Annotated in this window: 26 protein-coding genes; 17 read left to right on the forward strand and 9 right to left on the reverse strand. The window is 42.6% G+C overall.

What is annotated here, in order from left to right:
• Positions 1-72: 72 nt before the first annotated feature.
• The 7 genes from ACFFAP_RS21540 (at position 73) to ACFFAP_RS21570 (ending at position 4,993) form a co-directional block, all read left to right on the forward strand.
• Entirely contained in the window at positions 73-735 is a 663-nt protein-coding gene (locus tag ACFFAP_RS21540) for a helicase-related protein (RefSeq protein ID WP_375513129.1), read from the forward strand.
• A 27-nt stretch (positions 736-762) separates the two neighbouring features.
• Positions 763-918, forward strand: a complete 156-nt coding sequence (locus tag ACFFAP_RS21545) for a hypothetical protein (protein WP_375513130.1) — start codon at positions 763-765, stop codon at positions 916-918.
• Between the two features lie 202 nt (positions 919-1,120).
• A complete protein-coding gene (locus ACFFAP_RS21550) occupies positions 1,121-1,987 on the forward strand; it encodes a DUF3883 domain-containing protein (RefSeq protein WP_375513131.1) in 867 nt (288 codons plus the stop codon).
• Positions 1,988-2,126: 139 nt separating this feature from the next.
• On the forward strand, positions 2,127-2,267 hold the full coding sequence (locus ACFFAP_RS21555) for a hypothetical protein (RefSeq protein ID WP_375513132.1): 141 nt from the start codon (positions 2,127-2,129) through the stop codon (positions 2,265-2,267).
• Positions 2,227-2,814 (forward strand): DUF499 domain-containing protein, encoded by a 588-nt coding sequence (locus ACFFAP_RS21560; RefSeq protein ID WP_375513133.1) that lies wholly within the window; start codon positions 2,227-2,229, stop codon positions 2,812-2,814. Before ACFFAP_RS21555 ends, ACFFAP_RS21560 begins: the two co-directional genes overlap by 41 nt.
• Entirely contained in the window at positions 2,750-4,198 is a 1,449-nt protein-coding gene (locus tag ACFFAP_RS21565) for an ATP-binding protein (RefSeq protein ID WP_375513134.1), read from the forward strand. The genes ACFFAP_RS21560 and ACFFAP_RS21565 overlap by 65 nt, the downstream gene beginning before the upstream one ends.
• 27 nt (positions 4,199-4,225) lie before the next feature.
• Positions 4,226-4,993, forward strand: coding sequence for a hypothetical protein (locus ACFFAP_RS21570; protein ID WP_375513135.1), 768 nt, complete (start codon positions 4,226-4,228; stop codon positions 4,991-4,993).
• A gap of 49 nt (positions 4,994-5,042) precedes the next feature.
• On the opposite strand, the gene cas5 is transcribed toward ACFFAP_RS21570, so the two are convergent.
• The 3 genes from cas5 to psaC form a co-directional block, all read right to left on the reverse strand.
• Complete coding sequence (cas5, locus tag ACFFAP_RS21575; RefSeq protein ID WP_375513136.1) at positions 5,043-5,228, reverse strand: CRISPR-associated protein Cas5; 186 nt, start codon at positions 5,226-5,228, stop codon at positions 5,043-5,045.
• A 207-nt stretch (positions 5,229-5,435) separates the two neighbouring features.
• Positions 5,436-7,316, reverse strand: a complete 1,881-nt coding sequence (glmS, locus tag ACFFAP_RS21580) for a glutamine--fructose-6-phosphate transaminase (isomerizing) (RefSeq protein ID WP_375513137.1) — start codon at positions 7,314-7,316, stop codon at positions 5,436-5,438.
• Positions 7,317-7,697: 381 nt separating this feature from the next.
• Positions 7,698-7,943: a photosystem I iron-sulfur center protein PsaC gene (psaC, locus tag ACFFAP_RS21585; RefSeq protein ID WP_012411495.1), complete on the reverse strand. Its 246-nt coding sequence runs from the start codon at positions 7,941-7,943 to the stop codon at positions 7,698-7,700.
• Between the two features lie 609 nt (positions 7,944-8,552).
• On the opposite strand from psaC, the gene ACFFAP_RS21590 reads away from it, so the two are divergent.
• On the forward strand, positions 8,553-9,071 hold the full coding sequence (locus ACFFAP_RS21590) for a GNAT family N-acetyltransferase (RefSeq protein ID WP_375513138.1): 519 nt from the start codon (positions 8,553-8,555) through the stop codon (positions 9,069-9,071).
• Positions 9,072-9,294: 223 nt separating this feature from the next.
• Here ACFFAP_RS21590 and ACFFAP_RS21595 read toward each other — a convergent pair whose 3' ends face one another.
• Complete coding sequence (locus tag ACFFAP_RS21595) at positions 9,295-9,531, reverse strand: hypothetical protein (protein WP_375513139.1); 237 nt, start codon at positions 9,529-9,531, stop codon at positions 9,295-9,297.
• Positions 9,532-9,740: 209 nt separating this feature from the next.
• Between ACFFAP_RS21595 and ACFFAP_RS21600 the strand changes: the two genes are divergently transcribed.
• The gene (locus tag ACFFAP_RS21600) at positions 9,741-10,109 is read left to right on the forward strand and encodes a Dethiobiotin synthetase (RefSeq protein WP_375513140.1); all 369 of its coding nucleotides are present in this window, start codon (positions 9,741-9,743) and stop codon (positions 10,107-10,109) included.
• A 114-nt stretch (positions 10,110-10,223) separates the two neighbouring features.
• Here ACFFAP_RS21600 and ACFFAP_RS21605 read toward each other — a convergent pair whose 3' ends face one another.
• On the reverse strand, positions 10,224-10,835 hold the full coding sequence (locus ACFFAP_RS21605; RefSeq protein WP_375513151.1) for a hypothetical protein: 612 nt from the start codon (positions 10,833-10,835) through the stop codon (positions 10,224-10,226).
• 158 nt (positions 10,836-10,993) lie between these two features.
• On the opposite strand from ACFFAP_RS21605, the gene ACFFAP_RS21610 reads away from it, so the two are divergent.
• From ACFFAP_RS21610 to ACFFAP_RS21625, 4 genes are all read left to right on the forward strand, one after another.
• On the forward strand, positions 10,994-11,266 hold the full coding sequence (locus ACFFAP_RS21610) for a type II toxin-antitoxin system ParD family antitoxin (RefSeq protein ID WP_375513141.1): 273 nt from the start codon (positions 10,994-10,996) through the stop codon (positions 11,264-11,266).
• Between the two features lie 118 nt (positions 11,267-11,384).
• The gene (locus ACFFAP_RS21615; RefSeq protein ID WP_375513142.1) at positions 11,385-12,548 is read left to right on the forward strand and encodes a PIN domain-containing protein; all 1,164 of its coding nucleotides are present in this window, start codon (positions 11,385-11,387) and stop codon (positions 12,546-12,548) included.
• A gap of 300 nt (positions 12,549-12,848) precedes the next feature.
• Positions 12,849-13,301 carry a Panacea domain-containing protein gene (locus tag ACFFAP_RS21620; protein WP_375513143.1) on the forward strand — a complete coding sequence of 151 codons (453 nt, stop codon included), beginning with the start codon at positions 12,849-12,851 and terminating at the stop codon, positions 13,299-13,301.
• On the forward strand, positions 13,282-13,719 hold the full coding sequence (locus ACFFAP_RS21625; protein ID WP_375513144.1) for a hypothetical protein: 438 nt from the start codon (positions 13,282-13,284) through the stop codon (positions 13,717-13,719). Before ACFFAP_RS21620 ends, ACFFAP_RS21625 begins: the two co-directional genes overlap by 20 nt.
• Here the strand turns inward: ACFFAP_RS21625 and ACFFAP_RS21630 are convergent.
• Both ACFFAP_RS21630 and ACFFAP_RS21635 read right to left on the reverse strand, forming a co-directional pair.
• Entirely contained in the window at positions 13,716-13,850 is a 135-nt protein-coding gene (locus ACFFAP_RS21630; protein ID WP_375513145.1) for a hypothetical protein, read from the reverse strand. The genes ACFFAP_RS21625 and ACFFAP_RS21630 overlap by 4 nt on opposite strands.
• 151 nt (positions 13,851-14,001) lie before the next feature.
• Positions 14,002-14,388, reverse strand: coding sequence for a hypothetical protein (locus ACFFAP_RS21635; protein WP_375513146.1), 387 nt, complete (start codon positions 14,386-14,388; stop codon positions 14,002-14,004).
• Positions 14,389-14,861: 473 nt separating this feature from the next.
• On the opposite strand from ACFFAP_RS21635, the gene ACFFAP_RS21640 reads away from it, so the two are divergent.
• Positions 14,862-16,766 (forward strand): chloride channel protein, encoded by a 1,905-nt coding sequence (locus ACFFAP_RS21640; RefSeq protein ID WP_375513147.1) that lies wholly within the window; start codon positions 14,862-14,864, stop codon positions 16,764-16,766.
• 100 nt (positions 16,767-16,866) lie between these two features.
• On the opposite strand, the gene ACFFAP_RS21645 is transcribed toward ACFFAP_RS21640, so the two are convergent.
• On the reverse strand, positions 16,867-17,280 hold the full coding sequence (locus tag ACFFAP_RS21645) for an AbrB family transcriptional regulator (RefSeq protein ID WP_229554449.1): 414 nt from the start codon (positions 17,278-17,280) through the stop codon (positions 16,867-16,869).
• 403 nt (positions 17,281-17,683) lie between these two features.
• On the opposite strand from ACFFAP_RS21645, the gene ACFFAP_RS21650 reads away from it, so the two are divergent.
• The 3 genes from ACFFAP_RS21650 (at position 17,684) to pyrR (ending at position 19,810) form a co-directional block, all read left to right on the forward strand.
• Positions 17,684-18,124: an Rrf2 family transcriptional regulator gene (locus ACFFAP_RS21650; RefSeq protein ID WP_100901398.1), complete on the forward strand. Its 441-nt coding sequence runs from the start codon at positions 17,684-17,686 to the stop codon at positions 18,122-18,124.
• Positions 18,125-18,193: 69 nt separating this feature from the next.
• Positions 18,194-19,165, forward strand: coding sequence for an adenosylcobinamide-phosphate synthase CbiB (gene cbiB / locus ACFFAP_RS21655; protein WP_375513148.1), 972 nt, complete (start codon positions 18,194-18,196; stop codon positions 19,163-19,165).
• Between the two features lie 108 nt (positions 19,166-19,273).
• A complete protein-coding gene (pyrR, locus tag ACFFAP_RS21660) occupies positions 19,274-19,810 on the forward strand; it encodes a bifunctional pyr operon transcriptional regulator/uracil phosphoribosyltransferase PyrR (protein ID WP_375513149.1) in 537 nt (178 codons plus the stop codon).
• A gap of 31 nt (positions 19,811-19,841) precedes the next feature.
• Here pyrR and ACFFAP_RS21665 read toward each other — a convergent pair.
• Positions 19,842-20,040 (reverse strand): hypothetical protein (locus tag ACFFAP_RS21665; protein WP_375513150.1); only part of this gene is annotated, 199 nt, incomplete at its 5' end.

Below are 20,040 nucleotides of genomic sequence, written 5' to 3' on the forward strand. Positions count from 1 at the left end.
CCATCTATCTGTACCTATTTTTTACAGTAGCGGGACAACTCCTGTGAACGGTTACTAAATATACATGGCGCAATGGGACGCGAAGAACGCCGCAAAGGGCAAGAGGCGTTTACCCAAGATATCGAAGTACAAGTCTTAATAGCTACGGATGCTGCGGGTGAAGGGATTAACTTGCAAAGGGCGCACCTCATGGTTAATTACGATTTACCTTGGAATCCTAACCGCCTAGAACAGCGTTTCGGGCGAATTCACCGGATTGGGCAGACCGAGGTTTGTCACTTATGGAATTTAGTGGCAAAAGGCACTCGTGAAGGCGACGTCTATTTGGCGTTATTGAAAAAGATAGAGGCAGAGCAGAAGGCACTGGAAGGTAAAGTATTTGATGTATTGGGGAAAGCGATCGCAGGGACGGAATTACGAGAATTATTGATTGAAGCAATTCGCTATGGCGATCAACCAGAGGTGCGAGATAGACTCAATCAAGTCGTACATGATAAAGACCAACAGCGACTACGCGAACTTTTAGAAGAAAGGGCTTTGGCACGGGATTCGATGGATATCGCCAAAGTGCAGCAAATCCGGGAAGAAATGGAAAGGGCAGAGGCACGGCGATTACAACCTCATTTTATTGCTTTTTTCTTCCTAGAAGCATTTACCCAATTAGGTGGAACATTGCGTCAACGAGAACCCCAGCGTTACGAAATCAGTCATGTTCCGGCAGTTATTCGCAATTGAGGGCGGCAAATTGGTGTAGCTGAACCGTTGCTGCTACGCTACGAACGCATCTGCTTTGAAAAAGATTTAATCAGCATTTCTGGTAAACCCCTAGCTGCCTTCATTTGTTCTGGACATTCTCTACTGGATGCCACAATTGACCTGACTTTGGAACGACACCGGGATTTGTTGAAACGTCGATGAAAATGATTCCAGCGAAGGAACCCGTGCCTTAGTTTATCTAGAACATCCCATACAAGACGCGCAAAAAAATTTAAATGGCTCTAGGCGTTTAGTATCGCGGCGAATGCAATATGTGGAAATCAACCCAGAAGGCAATACCTACAATGCAGGTTACGCACCTTACCTCAATTAGCGTCCGCTAACAGACGAGGAGAAGGGTGTTGTGGAAAAAGTTTTAGAAGAATCTTGGTTGCGAGAAGATTTAGAAGCAAAAGCTAAGAGTTATGCGATCGCTCACCTTGTTCCCCAACATCTTCAAGAACTCAAGCAGCACAAAGAGGAACTTATTGCTAAGACGATGACAGCAGTAAAAGATAGATTAACCAAGGAGATTAATTACTGGGATCATCGGGCTGAAGAACTGAAAATGCAAGAGGAAGCTGGCAAGCCTAATGCCAAAATTAATTCAGGTAAAGCACGTCAGCGAGCTGATGATTTGCAAGCACGGTTAATGCAACGTTTGGAAGAATTAGAGCAAGAACGTAGATTATCGCCATTACCGCCTGTAGTGGTTGGGGGTGCGTTGGTAGTTTCAGTAGGCTTGCTGCAACGAATGCAAGGCAAACAACAGGCAACAACGGCGATGTTTGCCAGGGAGACGGAACGGGTAGAAAAGGCAGCAATGACGGCTGTGATGGAAGTAGAACGCAATTTAGGGTACGAACGAACAGATGTGAGTACCCAGAAGTGCGGCTATGATATTGAGTCACGTCCCCTCACCCCCAGCCCCTCTCCCAAATTGGGAGAGGGGAGCCGGAGGCGGGGTGAGGGCTTGCGATTTATTGAGGTGAAAGGGCGAATTACAGGTGCTCAAGCTGTGACAGTGACGAAAAATGAAATTATTACCGCTCTAAACAAGCCAGATAATTTCATTTTGGCATTGGTGCAAGTGCCTGTAGCAGAAAATATGGAAGGTAATTGTTCTATTCACTACTTACGCCGTCCGTTCCATAAAGAACTAGATTTTGCCGTGACGAGTGTTAATTATGATTGGCTAGAGTTGTGGCAACAGGGAACTGAACCAATTTAAAATAATTATTTACCGTATTAATGATTACACTATTCATATTTTTTAATCATTTTTCATCCTCCAAGACTATTCGATTTCATCTTCAGTGAGAGTAGATTTTATTGGTTATAATGCTGGTAATCAGTAGGACATAAGCAAAATGTCACCAAAAACTTTTGATATTGCTGACTTATCTGATAATTTAGCTGATTTATTGTCAGATATCCAAAATCATGTTGAAGTTACCCTAACTCATCAGGGTGTCCCTTTGGCAAAAGTTTTGGCAAGTTTATTTAGATGAAGGTTCCGACGAATACCGCATACCTACAGAATTTTTTAGTCGTACTTTTCTCACCGAAGGGCTAAAACAACTGCTGACAAATGCCTTGCTACGTCTTGCTAGCAATCAAGGCGACCCCGTTATCGAACTCCAAACCAACTTTGGTGGCGGTAAAACCCACGCGATGCTGGCACTATACCACCTGTTTATGAAAGTTCCGGCATCCAAGTTACCCGGATTGGAACCAGTGCTGGAAGCCGCAAATGTTTTACCTCCGCCAAAAGTTAACACAGCAGTGCTGGTAGGAAATAAAATTTCTCCCGGTCAGCCTCAACATAAAAAAGATGGCACAGTTGTCCGCACACTCTGGGGCGAATTAGCTTGGCAACTGGGCGGTAGGGAAGCCTACGATATAATTCGAGAAGCAGATGAAACTTCAACTAACCCTGGCGATCCCCTACGGCTCGTGTTTAACGGCTATGCACCCTGCCTGATTTTAATTGATGAATTGGGTAGCTTATGCCCGACAGCTTCACGAAGTAAACGACCTTCCGGGGGGCAACTTTGACACTCACTTTACCTTTGCCCAGACTTTGAGCGAGTCGGCAAAAAACGCTACACAGACACTCTTGGTTGTGAGTATCCCTGCATCTGATAATGAGATTGGAGGCGATCGCGGTAAAGCAGCCTTAAGTAGACTCAAAAATGCTATTGGCAAAGTTGAATCTCCTTGGCGACCAGCAAGTGCTGATGAAAGCTTTGAAATTATGCGGCGGCGGCTGTTTCAACCCATCACCGAAGAAAGTGGCTTTATTGCCCGTGATGCTATCATCCGTGCCTTTGCAGAAATGTACCAAAACCAATCTCAGGAGTTTCCTTGTGAGTGCCGAGAAGCTAGTTATAAACGACGGCTAGAAAATGCCTATCCTATCCATCCAGAACTGTTTGACCGACTTTATAATGACTGGTCAACTCTCGACAAATTCCAACGTACGCGGGGTGTACTGCGACTGATGGCAAAGGTGATTCATTCACTTTGGGAAGGACAGGACAAGAGTTTGTTAATCATGCCTGCCAGCGTGCCAATGGATGACGGACAGGTACAAACAGAATTGACTCGCTACCTCGAAGATAACTGGGTGCCAGTGATTGAAAAAGATGTAGATGGATATAATTCTCTCCCATTGGCGTGCGATCGCCAAAACCCGAACTTAGGACATTACTCTGCCTGTCGCCGCGTTGCTCGGACGATTTACCTTGGTTCTGCTCCTACTCTGAGAGCAGCTAATCGCGGTGTAGAAGATCATCGGATCAAGTTGGGGTGTGTTCAACCAGGAGAAAGTGCAGCAACTTTTGGCGATGCTTTGCGCCGACTTACCGATCAGTCTACACATCTTTATGTCGATAACACTCGTTACTGGTTCTCAACTCAGCCTAGTGTCACCAGACTTGCCCAAAATAGAGCCGAGCAAATCCAACAGGAGCAAGATAAAGTTTGGGATGAAATCATTCTCCGATTAAAGGCTGATAAGCAACGCGGCGAGTTTGCTGGAGTACATATTGCTCCCGACTCCTCGGCAGATGTTCCTGATGAAATGGCTGTAAGGCTGGTTGTCATGGGCCCACAACATCCCCATAAAAATAAGGAAAGCGAAACCCCAGCCCGCACCAGAGCCGAAGAAATACTGAACCAAAAGGGAGCTAGTCCTCGGTACTGCAAGAATATGTTGCTGTTCCTGGCACCAGACAAGGCAAAACTGGAGTTATTAGAACAATCTGTTTGCCAGTACCTCGCCTGGAATTCGATTATTCGGGATAAAGAAGCCTTAAACTTAAATGTTTTTCAAAGCAATCAGGCGACGACTAAACAACAGCAAACCGACAAAGATGTAAAAAGTTTAATTCAGGAAGCTTACATCTGGTTGTTAGTGCCAATGCAACCCGATCCCTAAGAAGAGATTGAATGGCAAGAAATTCGATTGCACTCATCAGACTCTCCTATTGTGCAAGCAAGTCGTAAAGCAGTTCATGAAGAACATTTGATTGCTAACTATGCCGCCAGTCGTCTGCGCCTAGAAGCCCTCGATCCATATCTCTGGCGCGATGTAAACCACCTCGACCTTAACAAGTTGTGGGAGTACTTAGCGTACTACCTTTACCTGCCACGCATTAAAAATCAACAAGTGCTATTAGAAGCGATCGCACAAGGAGTTGCAGCGTTAGTGTGGAATGAAAACTTTGCTTATGCCACAGGCTGGGATGAATCCAAAGGACGTTATCTTGGTTTGAAAACGGCTGAACACATTACCGTAACACTGAGTAGTCAAAGCCTGATAGTTAAACCCGAAGTAGCGCAACGCCAGCTTGAGGCAGATGCTGCTATGGCTAAACCTCCAACTCCACCACTAGTTAAAGAAGGAACAGGAAGTTATAAGACTGAAAAGGAAAAAACTATTGACACTGTAGTGACACCAAATGACTCCTCTAATGGCAAAGTAACTGTCATAGTTTCACCAAAACGTTTCTATGGTTCAGTCAAATTGGACGCATTGCGATTACGACGTGACGTAGGACAGATAGCAGACGAGGTTATTCAACACCTCAGTAGTTTGGTAGATGCTGAAGTAGAAATTACTTTGGAACTTCAGGTCACTGTCCCTGAAGGAGTACCAGATAATGTAATTCGCACAGTCAGCGAGAATTGCCAGGTTCTCAATTTTAGTAATCAGGGATTTGAACAAGAATGAAGTTGAGGTACATAAACCTTGTTAGAAAGTAATAAGGTAAAGCATTGCGTCACTCTCTGCGATCGCACTCTTGAGTTCCACAATGTTTATAACGATCTGTCTCACCAATCAGAGAAAGCAACATCCCGTACACCGTAGAAGGTGGAGGTACTGGATAAGTTTCAGCGTATTCTCTAGCACGGGATTGACGAAAACAAGCAATAGGTACTTCAACTTTCAAAGCAATTGTCGTCATGTTAATCGCTCCCCGATGACAACTGCAAATCTTCAGCAATGACCTGTTTTAATGCGATGAGTAAATATGCCAGGTGATAGAATGAATTCCTAAGGGTTTCCTACGATCAAATTAGACCTGAACTTAAGAAAATAGTCCTCAAAAAATTATGAGGAATTGCACATTGGCTTGTAGTAGCGATTAAACGCTACTACCTCTATTAATAGACTATTCCACTGTTACAGACTTGGCCAAATTTCTTGGCTGATCGACATCCAAACCGCGACGGGCGGCAATGTGATAAGCCAATAGTTGTAAAGGAACTACTGTGAGGATCGGAGAAAGTAATTCTTCTACATGAGAGACAGGAAGAAGATCGTTAAAGATTTCCGCAGCTTCGCCATCGTTGACGGGAGTGACGCCAATTAAGCGAGAATCTCTGGCTTTGGCTTCTTGGGCATTGGAAATAACTTTTTCGTACACACTACCAGGGATTGCGATCGCAACTACTGGTACTTTCGCATCTAAAAGTGCGATCGGGCCATGTTTCATCTCTCCAGCCGGATACCCTTCAGCGTGAATGTAGCTGATTTCTTTTAATTTCAACGCCCCTTCTAAAGCAATGGGGAAGTTAATTCCCCTTCCCACAAAAATGAAATCTTTAGTTTCAGCGAATTCGTGGGCTAGCTGTTCGGTTAAACGTTCCTGAGTTTCCAAAGTTGCCTCAATTTCTTTAGGAATTTGCCGCAACCCATTAATAATTTTCTCTAAAATATCTTTTGAAACTATCTGACGACGAGCTGCTAAATCCAATGCCAATGCATAAAATGCCATCAATTGAGCGGTAAAAGTTTTCGTCGCCGCTACCCCAATTTCAATTCCCGCTAAGGTACTAATGATATGCGACACCATGTGACCAAGGCTACTTTCGGGGCGATTGGTAATGCCCAGTAGTCGCGCTTGATATTTAGGTTCTTTCCCTTGGCGACGTTCTTTTTCCATCGCCAAAGCTGCTAGGGTATCGGCGGTTTCACCTGATTGGGTAACACCAACGATCAACGTGTTAGCCGTTACGGGTGATGGTGCATACCGATACTCAGAAGCGTAATGTACCTGAGTTGAAATTCCTGCTAGTTGTTCGAGTAAGTATTTTCCAATTAATGCTGCGTGCCAACTCGTACCACAGGCGACGATCTGAATTTGTTCTAAATCGGTGTATAAATCCGCAGGTAAACCAAGATTGATTGGCGATTCGGTAGATTCCCCTGGATTAAAGTATGCTTCTAAACTAGCTCTTACTACCCCTGGTTGCTCATGGATTTCTTTGAGCATGAAGTGTTTGAATCCCTGCTTTTCTACCATTGCAGGATTGAAGTTGAGCAGCCGGGGTTGTTTTTTCAACCTGTCGCCAGCAAAATTGTAAATCTCAACGCCCAAAGGTGTGAGGCGGGCAATTTCGCCATTTTCCAAAGGTAGCACTGCACGAGTGTAGGCAACGATCGCAGGCGTGTCAGATGCACAAAAGAATTCCCCTTGCCCAAAACCAATTACCAAAGGTGCTTGTTGGCGAACAACAATCAATTCATCAGGGTAGTCAGCAGAAATAACTGCGATCGCAAATGCCCCGTGCAAGTGGTTAACTGCTTGGCGAATTGCCTCTAGGAAGGGGGATGAGGCAGATGAGGGGGGAAGATTCTTTAAAAATTCGGCTATAAGATGGGGAATAACTTCTGTATCGGTTTCAGAAAGAAACTGGTGTCCTTTTCCTTTGAGTTCCTCGCGCAACTCGCGGTAATTTTCGATAATGCCATTTTGCACCACTGCCACTCGCTTTGCCGTATCCATGTGGGGATGGGCGTTGTACTCTTCTGGTTTACCATGAGTTGCCCAGCGAGTGTGACCAATACCAATCTGGGCGGGCGTTTCTATTTGTTCCAGTTTAGAACGCAGGTTATGCAGTTTGCCCTTTGCTCGCACACAATTAACCTCACCTTCCCAAACAGTGGCGATTCCAGCCGAATCGTAGCCCCTGTACTCTAGTTTTTCCAGCCCAGCCAGTAAAATGTCTGTCGCCGCTTGAGTGCCTATATATCCAACGATTCCGCACATTGTTCACACCACTTTTTTTCAGGATGATTAAATCCAGTATAGTTCTTAGCACAAACTCGACCTTTTGCAAAGAAAAAAGGGAGTAAATTACTCCCTTTGCCACTAGGTATTTCTAAAGGTGCTTTCTATTAAGAAACTTTAAAAGTTTTGAACACTGAGGTCTGAGTTCTAAGTGCTGAGTGAAGAATCAAGAAATTGTTTTTTTGATTTACTTCTTTTGCCTCAGGACTCAAGACTCAGAACTCAGCGAGAACTCTAAGCAAAGCAAAGGCTTGCGCTTCTTTCTTGTCTCCAAAGGAAACAAGGCAACAGTTCTGGAAGAACGGTTGGGCAGTAGACCTGCATCGCGATCAGAAGTTCGGTGACTTAGCACTGAGCTTTTTAGTAAGCCAGACCCATACTGCGAGTTGTTTCAGCGCCCAGGTAAACCCGGATGCTCAAAAAGTCGGTGGGACAAGCGGTTTCGCAGCGCTTACAGCCCACGCAGTCTTCTGTACGGGGTGAAGAGGCAATTTGAGCAGCTTTACAGCCATCCCAAGGAACCATCTCCAGTACATCAGTAGGGCAAGCGCGGACGCATTGGGTGCAGCCAATGCAGGTATCGTAGATTTTTACAGTATGAGACATTGAAAAAACCGCTCCTTTCGAGTGTTCTTCTCTGCGAAAGAATCATAATCAACGCATAGTTTACCGCAGTGGTTGATAGGCCGTAATCAAAAGGCTACATAACTTCAAACAATGTAATGAGCACCCTTGATAAGTGGTTTTTGCGAGATTGTTCCATTGACTTATTAATCAGCAACATCATAGGAGCGTATTTACCTAACTCGCATACCATAGTAGGGTTGAATCGTAAAGATAAATGAAACAAAAGTCAATCTAAAAGGCTAGCACCACAAAGCAAAAGTAAAAAGTCAAAAATCACGCATTCAAAAGTCATGGGCTTTTTAGGGATTTTAAATGGTTGCTCTATTTCCGCCGTGGCGTACTAGATACAGAAATTATCTATGGTATCTATTGATTGGCAACTATAGCAATCCTAAATTAGTTGTGAAAAAATATTATATTTATGGAGTTTTTTAAAGTCAAAAATTTGACAATAACTCGATAACTCAAATAATGCCTTGACATTGATATAGTGAAATAAATAGAGCTTTCAGCTCCACAGGTTTATGTTGAAGATGAGTTAGTCGAAGGTGTTTAGTGTGGCTTGTTAGTGCCGGGTTAGATCACAAAATGAAAATCTACTCTCAACGACTCTGTTTAGAACCACTAGAACCGGATCATGCCGAACTGCTTTTTGATGGATTACAGAATGCCAGTATATACGACTTTATCGAAGATGTGCCGCCACAAAGCGTTGAATCGCTTTGCGATCGCTACATCATGTTGGCGCGTCGTCAATCACCAGATGGAACGGAGATTTGGTTGAATTGGGCTGTCTGGTCTTTTGTAGAGAAATGCTACGTTGGATATGTTCAAGCAACAATTACTCTCAAGAAGAGTGCAATCATTGCGTATGTGTTTTTTCCTAATTCATGGGGAAAAGGTTATGCACGCGAAGCGGTGACGCGTATGATTAATTATTTAGTTGAGACATACCAAAATCTGGATTTTTGTGCTGACGTTGATCTCCAAAATCATCGTTCTATTGCTTTATTGCATAATCTGGGATTTGTCCGCTCGACTGTTTTTCAAAATGTTGAGTCTAACCAAGATGAATTTAAACACGAAGTACAGTACCGAAAATGCTAATATAGCGATTCTCAATTGCAGGAACACAGCAATGCTTATTGGTGTCAACTTCAGCTAAAATTCTTTTAAAACCTCGTTTCCAGCCTCTGGCTTCTGCCGCAAGTTAAGAGGCGGCAGCCCCCCATTAAGCATTCCCAGTCTCTGACTGGGAACGAGAGAATCTATAAAAGCTGTATATTTGGCTTTTTAAATCTGGCAAACTCATAATTTTTACTTTTCTATATCAGAGGATTTCAGAAATCGCAAACTCATCAGTTATAGCAGCAATTTCTGTTGGAATCCTTACCTCATTAACCATCACTTCCAGTTGTTCTTCCGAATTTTTGGCATCAGGGAATTTATCTTTTGTATACTCATTTTCTCGGATTTGCCGAGCAATAGTTTCTAAGAGCCAAAGTTGTTCTTCCACAGACAAGGCACGGACGGAGCGCTCAATTTCTAGTAAATTCGGTGATATCATTTTGCTTCTGATTCTAAGCGTGACGTATTTTTCAAAGATATTATGTTCAGTCTATCTGCTTAAGCTAGAGCATCGCAAATCCCCCATCATTTTCCCCAAGTTTATCTTTTCACAAATCATAAGAGATTGCTATAAATAACCAAAAGCCAGTTTGATGACTTTTTAATTAGGTATTCCTGCTGAAGCAAAATGTACGTTAAACTGGCTACATGAATTACGAAACAGCTCGGAAACTCCTCATAGATCAGACAATCACAACCGAGGAAAACCCAGATGCGCTGTTGACGCGTATGAAACAAGGGAAACCACCGGTACCCGGTCAGATCACCTCGATTTTGTTGGCATTGAAAGTGGTGTTTGAAGCCCTCAAAGATGCAAAGAGCCTAGACCGAGAGCTGGCTTTGACCCTTTATCAGTTAAGCATTAAGGCGCAACAGCTATTTGCCGCAGGGCGTAAAGCCGGGGTTGATTGGCCGCCACTACTGAAGGAAGATTTGCTACGAATTTCCTTAGCATCTGAAAGTATCTTTTCGGGTACGTGGCAAACCCTATCTCCTGTAGGGTTGGGGAAGTTGTAGAATACCAATTCAGTCATCTTTAAACGAGAAGAGATGAGGGGGATGAGAGAGCAGGGGAGGCTGGGGAGGCTGGGCAAGAATAATTAATGACTAATCACTAATGACTAATCCCCATTACCGAGTTTGCAGTTCATTTTCTAACTTGTCTAGGTCAGTTTTGAGCAAAATCGTCATTTGACCAGTAAAAGCTTTGCCAGTCTTGGGTTGAGCAATTTCCACCCAATATACATAGCGATCGCCTACTCGTAATTCTCCCTTTAAAGCTTCCCTAATCGGAGTTTTGGCAAGACGCGCCGAGTTAACTACCTTCTGGTTGGGATACTCGTAAACGACTTGGGCGCGATCGTAATCTTGATAAATCTCCAAGCCATAAATCACCCGCAAAGATTCCTGGAGACGGGTAAATGTCATGCCGTTAATGGCATCATACATAGAAATGCGCTCACTGCGGATTCTTCCACGGTCTTTGGAAAACTCTACCCTACCAGGAGGCAATACCGACGCTTGAAAAGTGAATCGTTGAGCAGCAGTATCAGTCTTTTGCACAAATAATTGCTCCCCACTCCTGGGGCGGAGTGTGGGATGTGCTTTAATCCAAGTGCCTACTTCCTCTGTACTTTGCCCTGGTAAAGCATTGGCTTGGGAATCAAAAAGCGTTCCCATGCACAGCCAGGGTGCTAGAGAAAAAGGCAAAATCAAACAGTTAAGCAGAGATTTTTTGAGCATTTTGCTGTTGAGGACTTTCATGGAAATTTCCCCATTAGAAAGTAACCATAGTCTTCCCGTTTTTCAGCAAGATTATTTCAAGCGTCAACCCAACTTAATACATGAGGGATCTTACTTATCACGGCTCTATCATAGAAAAAGATAACAATGGAATCGTTATGAGCATTACGTTCAGCCTAGAGCAAGAACAGATAATTCAAGTTTTATTAGCAACAGGTAGATTTAACAGCGTTGATGAAGTAATTCAAACTGCATTACGCCTTTTAGCAGAAGAGACTCTTTCTGATCAAGCATGGCTCGAAGAAACTCGCACCAAGATCGATGAAGGCATATCATCACTTCAAAGGGGAGAAGGAATTGATGGTGAAACTTTTGTGAATCAGCTTCTAACACAGTTGAAGCAAGCTAAAAGAGGCTTAGGAATGAATTGATACATTATCTCACTCCCTGCTTCTCGTGATTTACAAGCGATCGCAGATTATTTCGCGGTAGAAAATGTTGAGGCTAGTGACAAGGCTATGTCCCTTTAAATTGTTTTGAGTTAAAGATATGGATCTAGATCAACTTAAAAATCTTGTTAGAGCGGGACAGTTTAGAGCTATTACCTTAGATACATCAATTTTTGACGCTCAGGGTTTGAGGCTAGAATCAGGACTACTTAAGCAATTAGAACAGTTTCGAGATAGTTCTACAAGACTGATTCTTTCTGAAGTGGTCAAAGAAGAAGTTTTATCACATTTAATAGAAAAAGCAAGGGATGCACAAAAGGAAATTGAAAAATCCCTAAAACAAGCTAAAGAGCATTGGCTGGTTGAGGATAAGAAAATCGAAGCCATTAAAAAAACAATTTTTGGCGAGCATGAAGCACAGGAAATTGCATCTGAGCGATTTAATCAGTTTGTAGAAGTTACATCCCTAGAGATAGTTGAAGCGCAAGACTATGTAATGGTTGGTGATTTGATACAGAAATACTTCCAAGCTAAACCTCCGTTTTCAGAAACAGGCAAAAAGAAGAATGAATTTCCTGATGCTATTGCTTTAATGTCATTGGAGACATGGGCTAATAATAATCAAACTAAAATTCTTGTTGTCACATCTGATAATGATTGGAAAAACTTCTGTAAAAGTTCTGAAAGGCTTATTGCCATAGATGATTTTGCAGGGGCTTTGGTATTATGTCAACTTCCAGATGCTGAAGATATCTGTAGAGACTTATCGGAAAGATATGAAAATGGCGAACTTGAAGATGTAAAAGAAGCTATCTCTAATGCTTTGGAATATCGAATTAGTGATATTGATATTTGTCCTGAGGCAAATTCAGCTTACGTTTATGAACATGAATCCACCGAAATAACCTTCAATGGATTTGAATTTAAATTACTTGAGCCTCCTAATCTAATATTTAGACCAGTTAAGTTTGATGATGAAAGTTTGGTAGCTGAATCAAAATTGAGTGTTGATGTCAATGTTGAGTGCAGCTTTTCATTTTCTATATATGATTCTATAGATAGAGACGACGTTCCAATGGGGAGTAGTATTGCAAGTATTCAAATTAATTTGGATGTGGATATTTTAGTTTCGTTCATAGGTGATTTGGATAAAGTCGGAGCAGAATTTGAAGTAGAAGATGTTGAAATTGAGATCACAGTGCCTGATGTCGATTTTGGGATGATTGAGCCAGATTGGATGGATGAGGAGGATTATGATTACTGAAAAGCGGCATTGCCGGAAGCCCTTGATGTGGTTGCAAAGGTTTGCAAGTAACCCTTTAACAGGAACATTAGGCTGCTTCAAGTTTTTTTTGAAGCGTACTTAGAAGATTATCTATATGGCGAGTCCACCAAAAGTTATTGAGAGTTTTACGATTCACTGGTTAGAAGCTTAAAGTAGTACAATTAAACTATATGAAGCAGAGAAATTTTTCATAGCTCTTGTTGTGATAACTCTGTAAGCTGATGTATGAGAGCAAATGAAGGCTAGCTATTATCTAGCAGATTGAAGGGGGTGGTTGTAGTGTTGTCATGTTTTCAAGTGGCAGATTACTTTATTTGGTTGGCAAATGAAACAGGTTCTTTTATCAGTAATCTAAAACTGCAAAAGCTTGTGTACTATGCTCAGGCTTGGCATCTTGCACTCAATGACACTCCTCTATTCCAAGAGGATTTTCAAGCCTGGATACATGGGCCTGTGATACCTGCGTTGTACCATAAGTATAAGCTTTTTGGATGGCAACCAATTTTAGAGGATGCTAACCCGGAATTACCCCAAGAAATTCAAGAGTTTCTAGATGAGGTTGCACAAGAGTACTTTGCCTGCGATGCTTATGAACTAGAACAGATGACTCATGCCGAGGCACCCTGGAATTTGGCTAGAGGAAATCTACCACCTGATGAACCTTCCAACGAAGTTATTCAGAAACAGTGGATGAAGGAGTACTACGGATCTCGTGCCGAAGAAAAGGATTAAGAAGACTGAAATTACCAAAGAGGGCACATCAGGTATTAGACTAACAAAGCTGAAGCCACTTCAAGGCATCAGCTTTTCGTTTAAATATTATCAAGACGATCACAGCAAGTTTTCTTGTAGGGAAAAAGAAGTAATCTACTGGCTGACCTTGCTTGATCGGTTAAAAGCTTTATCTAGCCTAACGGCTCAAGAATTATTAGTAAATCGTAGCAGTACGCTCAGATGTCATCCCATCAAGTGGGAAGATACCAGCGAGAGGGCATTTGGTTTGCCAAATGAAGAACAATTAGTTGATATACCATATCAGTTTTCCATCTCCTCAAATGAACATGGTAGGGTTCATGGATTCTTTATTAACGAGATTTTCTACATTGTTTGGCTAGATCAAGATCATCTCCTGTATCCCGCAAAAAATTAAAGAATCATCGCCACTTTAATCACCTGACGCGCTTTCATCTCATCAAACACCTGTTCTAAACCTTTTAACGATCGCAGTTTGGTCTTAGGCTGTTTGAGGTTATCGGTGAAGCGGTGTTTGCAGTATCTCATGCGATCGCTAGTTCAAGCGTCAAATACATTTAAACGGACATGATCTAAAACCGTATCCTATTTTGGCGAATAAGACACGGTTTCACAGAAGTATTAAGTTATAATATTACAAAAATCAAAGTAAGATTTGATTTATACCAAAGTAATCGATTTACTGAGAGTTGTTTCCTGGTTTATTAACTTTCTCTGTTGTGGGAAACCCTTGGTGATCGTAGCTTGTATTTTCCTGAGTCAGGGCGATCGCACTAAAGAAAATGGCACTTCCTACAGCCAAGGCCACCATAGGACGCTTCAGCAAGACAAAATCTCTGATAATCCTAGCTAAAGGTCGGCTTTGACGACGTAGCGCCGAAGACATCATTAATTGTCTCCAAGTAAACGGATCGCGGACATAATGACCGCTTTGGCAAACTACTAGCCTTTCCTGGCAATAGGGACAGCAAAACAAGCCCATGCGCGTTTTCACTGGTTTGGGCGTAGCATTTCTTTGGCAAATTGGGCAAGTAACATAATGATTATCAAAGGTGTGTATATTCATTTACCTCGTCCGCCTAGTCCATTTACTCGCTCTATAACAATAGCTATATTGAATCCCGATCAATACTTAGCAGACTTACAAGTATGGTCTGACATCAGCCATAAATCATACATACATTGTATTACTACCAAGGATGGCTCAATGGTCGCAACACGAGTATAGCTAGATTTAGGCAAGGATGACTCCTAGTCAATGTTTGCGGGTACGTCCACCCAGCACACAAAAACTGTGTTGTCTCTAGAAAGAATAGCGTTGGCGCTCACTTGCACCCCACTAGTGATCGTTAACCCCTAAATAACAATTGTCTCCCATTTAACCATTCTCCTCACAAAAATTTTGCACAATCACATTTTTTGCTAAAGCTTTGTAAATTAAGCAAATAAAGTCTACTTGTCTGGTTGCTAAATAATGGCTCACAATGAGAAGTAACAGATAAAAATTTAAATTTTTTCTTACATTTACCCCGCCTCTCAATGACTCTCTTGCCTCCCACTCAACTGAGGAAGGTAACGGAACTACCTGCCTTTCCTACACCTTCCGCTCGTTTAGCTCACTTAATTAATCGTTTTCAACCATCCCCAGAAACCGTTGTGCTGTTTTTAGCCATGCTCATTGGCGGTAGTACTGGTATGGGTGTAGTCACCTTTCACTATTCAATCCAGCTGATTCACCAACTGATGCTGGAAAATTTAATGGGTCAAATCGGCGTCTGGGGTGCTTGGACTTTAGCCTGCGTTCCCACCCTTGGCGGATTAATCGTTGGCTTGATGCGCTGGCGCACTCAAGACTTTGGCCCTGAACTTTCATCTCTTATCGCCGCCTCTGAGGGAACAGAGATTAGGCGACCACTACGACCAGTTACGAAGATGCTGGCTGCATCTGTTTCTTTGGGGAGCGGTGCTTCTTTGGGCCCAGAGGGGCCGAGTGTAGAAATTGGCGCAAATTTTGGGATGTTGTTCTCTGTGATCCTGAATGTATCTCAAGAACGACAACGTTTGCTTTTAGCTGCTGGCGCTGCGGCTGGACTTGCGGCCGGATTTAATGCTCCCATCGCTGGAGTATTTTTTGCCCTAGAGGTGGTGATGGGAGCGACATCTTTCGCTACTTCTGGTGTGAGTGTGGTGCTGTTAGCGGCGGTGGTAGCAGCATTAATTGCCCAAATTGGTTTGGGGGCACAACCTGCTTTTGATTTACCTGTCTACCAAGTCCGCAGTCCCTTAGAATTACCCCTTTATCTTGGCTTGGGTTTAGGGGCCAGCCTAGTTTCTCTGGCTTATACTCAATCAATTTGTTTATCAAAAGCCTGCTTTGCTGGGAAAGTTCCAGGTTTTGCCTTTTTGGGACGAATTCCTGAGCCGATTCATCCAATTATTGGCGGTGTGATGATTGGCGCAGTTGCTTTGCACTTCCCGCAAATTCTGGGTGTCGGTTATGAAACTGTAGAAGCAATGCTTCAGGATGTGGAGTTTCCACTCTACCTGTTGGTGGTGCTGTTGGTGGTGAAGTTATTGATGACTGCAATTAGTGCGGGTAGTGGTTTCATCGGCGGTTTGTTTGCACCAGCAATGTTTTTAGGTGCTTCTTTTGGATCAGCTTACGCCAAAATTTTGGCTGTGGCATTCCCAGCTATTTGCGATCAGATGGCGGCTCCCCCAGCTTACGCAATGGTAGGAATGGCAGCAGTGCTGGCTGGTAGTGTCAGAGCGCCGTTAACGGCTATTTTAATGCTGTTTGAATTAACCCGCGACTATCGCATTGTTTTACCGTTGATGGCAGCTGTGGGTTTGAGTGTTTGGCTAGTGGAAAGGATTAAACCAACTTTTAACTCTAACTCTAACTTACAACAAATTGGTCTTTCTGAATTGAAAGATGAAAAAGCGGAAATTGTGCAGCAAATTTTGGTAGAAGATGCCATGTATCCCTGTCCAAAAAAGTTACCTGCAACTCTTGGAGTGTTAGATGCAGCTGTGGAAATGATCCGCGATCGCGTCCGCAGTGCTTTAGTAATTGATGAAACAGAGCAATTAGTTGGTATACTTTCTCTGGAAGATATTAACCGTGCCCTTGCTCTTTGGCAAACTTACCCAAATTCGCCAACTGAAATTCCAGATAATTTATCCAGTCAAACTCTCATAGACATTTGTACTACTGAAATCCTTTATGCATGGCAAGATGAACTATTATCTGAAGCTTTAGACCGCATGACTCTTAGAGGTTTGCATCAATTACCAGTGGTAGCACGAGATAAACCTGATCGCATTTTGGGTTTACTAGAAAGAGAGCAAATTGCATTAACCTGTAATTTAGCAGTTACGCGTAAGGCACTTCGCCACTATTTACCTGTCTTACCGACCACAGATATAGTCATTAGTCATTAGTCACTTGTACTGAGCGAAGCCGAAGTATTGGTCATTGGTCATTGGTCATTGGTCATTGGTTTTCACAAAGGACAAATGACAATTGACTAATGACCATTTATTAAGCTGTAGCGTCTATGGCTTCATCATCTTCCCGATCTTCTGGGTCTACCTGTTTCAGACGAATGTGCTTTTTGCCTAAAGTAATCAGAAACTCATCTCCTGGTTTCAGATTCATCTGTTTTGTATAAGCTGAACCTATAAGTAAGTTACCATTCGATTGCACACTAATTCTATAGCTAGCACTACGTCCACCACGCCCATTAGCGCTGGGTGTACTGTCCAACTGAATGCCTTCAGCATCAATTAGGGCATTTAAGAACTTCATCATATTCACGCGCTCTATACCATTTTTGGTAACGGTATAGTAGCCGCACTTCTTGGCTTTATCTTCCTTGCTCTCGCTCTCTAGCTCTTTGACTTTTTTGAGCAGTTCTTCACCGAGTAGGGGTTCAATTTTTTTCTGTTTAGGCATCAACTTAGGTCGAAAATGAATGTTTGAAGTGTTGGAATCGATTTTATTTTAGCTGACGTTGAGCTAATAGGAACATAATCCTTTAGTTTTTATCTCAACCTAGCCAAGTATATTACACTCAGATGCACAATTGTTATCCCATTACCAATATTGCCAAGACAATCTATTTTAGAGAATGCTGGCAATGCTGATAACTATATATATAGATATAGTTAGTGAATCACTGCTAGAGTATATACAAGTTTGAAGTTTTCTAAACTAACGCTCAAAAATTTGTCTAGTTGCTGAGGATGATAACTGAGTCACGCAATGATAAGCAAAACTGATCCTTAGTTATTGGGCATTTACAAATGACAAGTGACAAATGACAAGTGACAAAGGATAAACAACAAAGCTTGCCAAAATGAAACTAACTACCAGAGGACACTATAGTGTGAAGGCTTTGCTAGATTTGAGTTTACAGCCAAAATATGGCCCTGTATCTGTGAGAGCGATCGCCAAACGCCAAGATATCCCAGCTCCTTACCTCGAAAAACTACTAATAGAAATGCGTCGTGCGTCAATAGTTAAATCAATTCGTGGTAGCATCGGCGGATACCAATTGGCAAGAGAGCCTGCACAAATATCTATAGGACAAATTTTAGAAGCAGTTGGTGAGACTAGCCATTTACCTCATCACACCCCAGCACCTGCACAAGCTGAAGATTGGGTAACATTTAGCCTTTGGCAGAGACTCAACCAAAAGCTCAAAGAAGCTTTGTACAGTATTACTTTGGCAGACCTTTATTATGATGCTCGTAGCTGGCAAGCTGCCCTTGGAGAAGAAGCTAGTTTTGTGGTTTAGTCAAAAGCGGAGCCGGAGACTCCGAAACTCCGGTCAATAGTCCGAATATTGACCTCTGACTCGTAACTTATGACCAATAGCATCTATATCTTAATAATTGCTGCATTTTTAGATTACTTAATTGGCGATCCTTGGAATTGGCCTCATCCAGTGCAAGTTATGGGGTGGGTAATTTCTCACCTGACCAAATTTTCTCTCCGATTGTGTGAAAATTCTCTAACACAACGCCTAGCTGGAATTTTACTAGGTATTATCCTCATAATTGGTAGTGGTTTTGTTGGCTTTTTGATTATTCAAAGTGCCAAATTAATTCATCCGTTGTTGGGAATTGCAATAGATAGCATTCTTTTGGCTAGTTGTTTTGCTGGCAGAAGTTTACGAGCCGCAGCGATGGCTGTTTTAGAACCTTTAACAGCAGGAGATTTAGAGAAGGCTCGGAAGATTTTAAGTAATTACGTTGGTCGAGATACCCAAAACCTTTCACAAGCAGAAATTTCCCGAGCCGTTTTAGAAACGGTTGCAGAAAATGCCACTGATGGAGTAACGGCTCCGCTTTTTTATGCAATTGTTGGTGTCTTTGTGCCAGTTGTGGGGCCAACTCCTTTGGCTTTAGCATATAAAGCCAGCAGTACCCTTGATTCAATGGTGGGCTACCGGGAAGCACCCTATACTTATTTGGGATGGTTTTGTGCGCGGTTGGAAGATTGTTTGACTTGGCTACCTTGCCGATTAACAGTTGTGACTCTGGCGCTGTTATCGGGTAAACCGATGCATGTTTGGCGAATTTGTCGTCGGGATGCAATTAACGATCCTAGTCCTAATTCTGGCTGGAGTGAATGCGCCTATGCTGCTTTTTTGGGTGTGCAAATGGGAGGTACAAATTGGTATCGCGGGGTAGCTAAGTACAAACCACTGCTAGGAGATGCTATTTATCCGATTACTGCAACTTCTATTCAGAATGCTTTGCAATTGACCCGATATTGTTTTTTGGTATGGTTAGGGATAGCGATCGCAATATTCTTAATACTTTCAAATAGGTAATGATACATATAAAGTTAGGAGTTAGAGACGCGATTAATCGCATCTGTACAGGAGTTAAGAATAAAAACTCCTAACTCCTAACTCATCACTCCTAACTTATCACTCACTATGTCTGCCAAAGTAGTTGAAATTCTCTCATCTGAAGAAATCCGTCGTACCTTGACTCGCCTTGCCTCTCAAATTGTGGAAAGGACACGTGATTTGTCTCAGCTGGTGCTTCTTGGTATTTATACCAGAGGTGCGTTATTAGCTGAATTGTTGGCGCGTCAGATTGAGACGCTAGAAGGTGTAGCCGTGTCAGTCGGGGCTTTGGACATTACATTTTATCGAGATGACCTCGACAAAATTGGATTACGGACTCCAGCGAAAAGCGAAATTCCTTTAGACCTGACGGGGAAAACAGTTGTACTGGTAGATGATGTGATTTTCAAAGGACGGACGATTCGCGCTGCTTTGAACGCAGTCAACGACTACGGTAGACCAGAGGTGATTCGTTTAGCTGTGTTAGTAGATAGGGGCCATCGAGAATTACCAATCCACCCAGATTTTATTGGCAAAAAGTTACCTACTGCTAAAGAAGAAGTTGTCAAAGTTTACTTACAAAATTGCGATGGACGAGATGCAGTGGAGTTGATTAGTCATTAGTCATTTGTCATTAGTCATTTGTCATTGGTCATTAGTTATTTGTCATTTGTCCTTTGGAGTTGGGAGACAGAACTATAAGGCTTTTGGCTTGGGTTTCGAGTTCAAAGGTCGGAGTTTCGAGTTCAGAGGTCGGAGTTCCGAGTTCAAAGGTCGGAGTTTCGAGTTCAAAGGTCGAAGTTCCGAGTTCAAAGGTCGAAGTTCCGAGTTCTCTGCTCAAAAACTTAACTACG

The sequence above is a fragment of the uncultured Nostoc sp. genome, assembly GCF_964245575.1.
In the GTDB taxonomy this organism is placed as follows: Bacteria; Cyanobacteriota; Cyanobacteriia; order Cyanobacteriales; family Nostocaceae; genus Nostoc.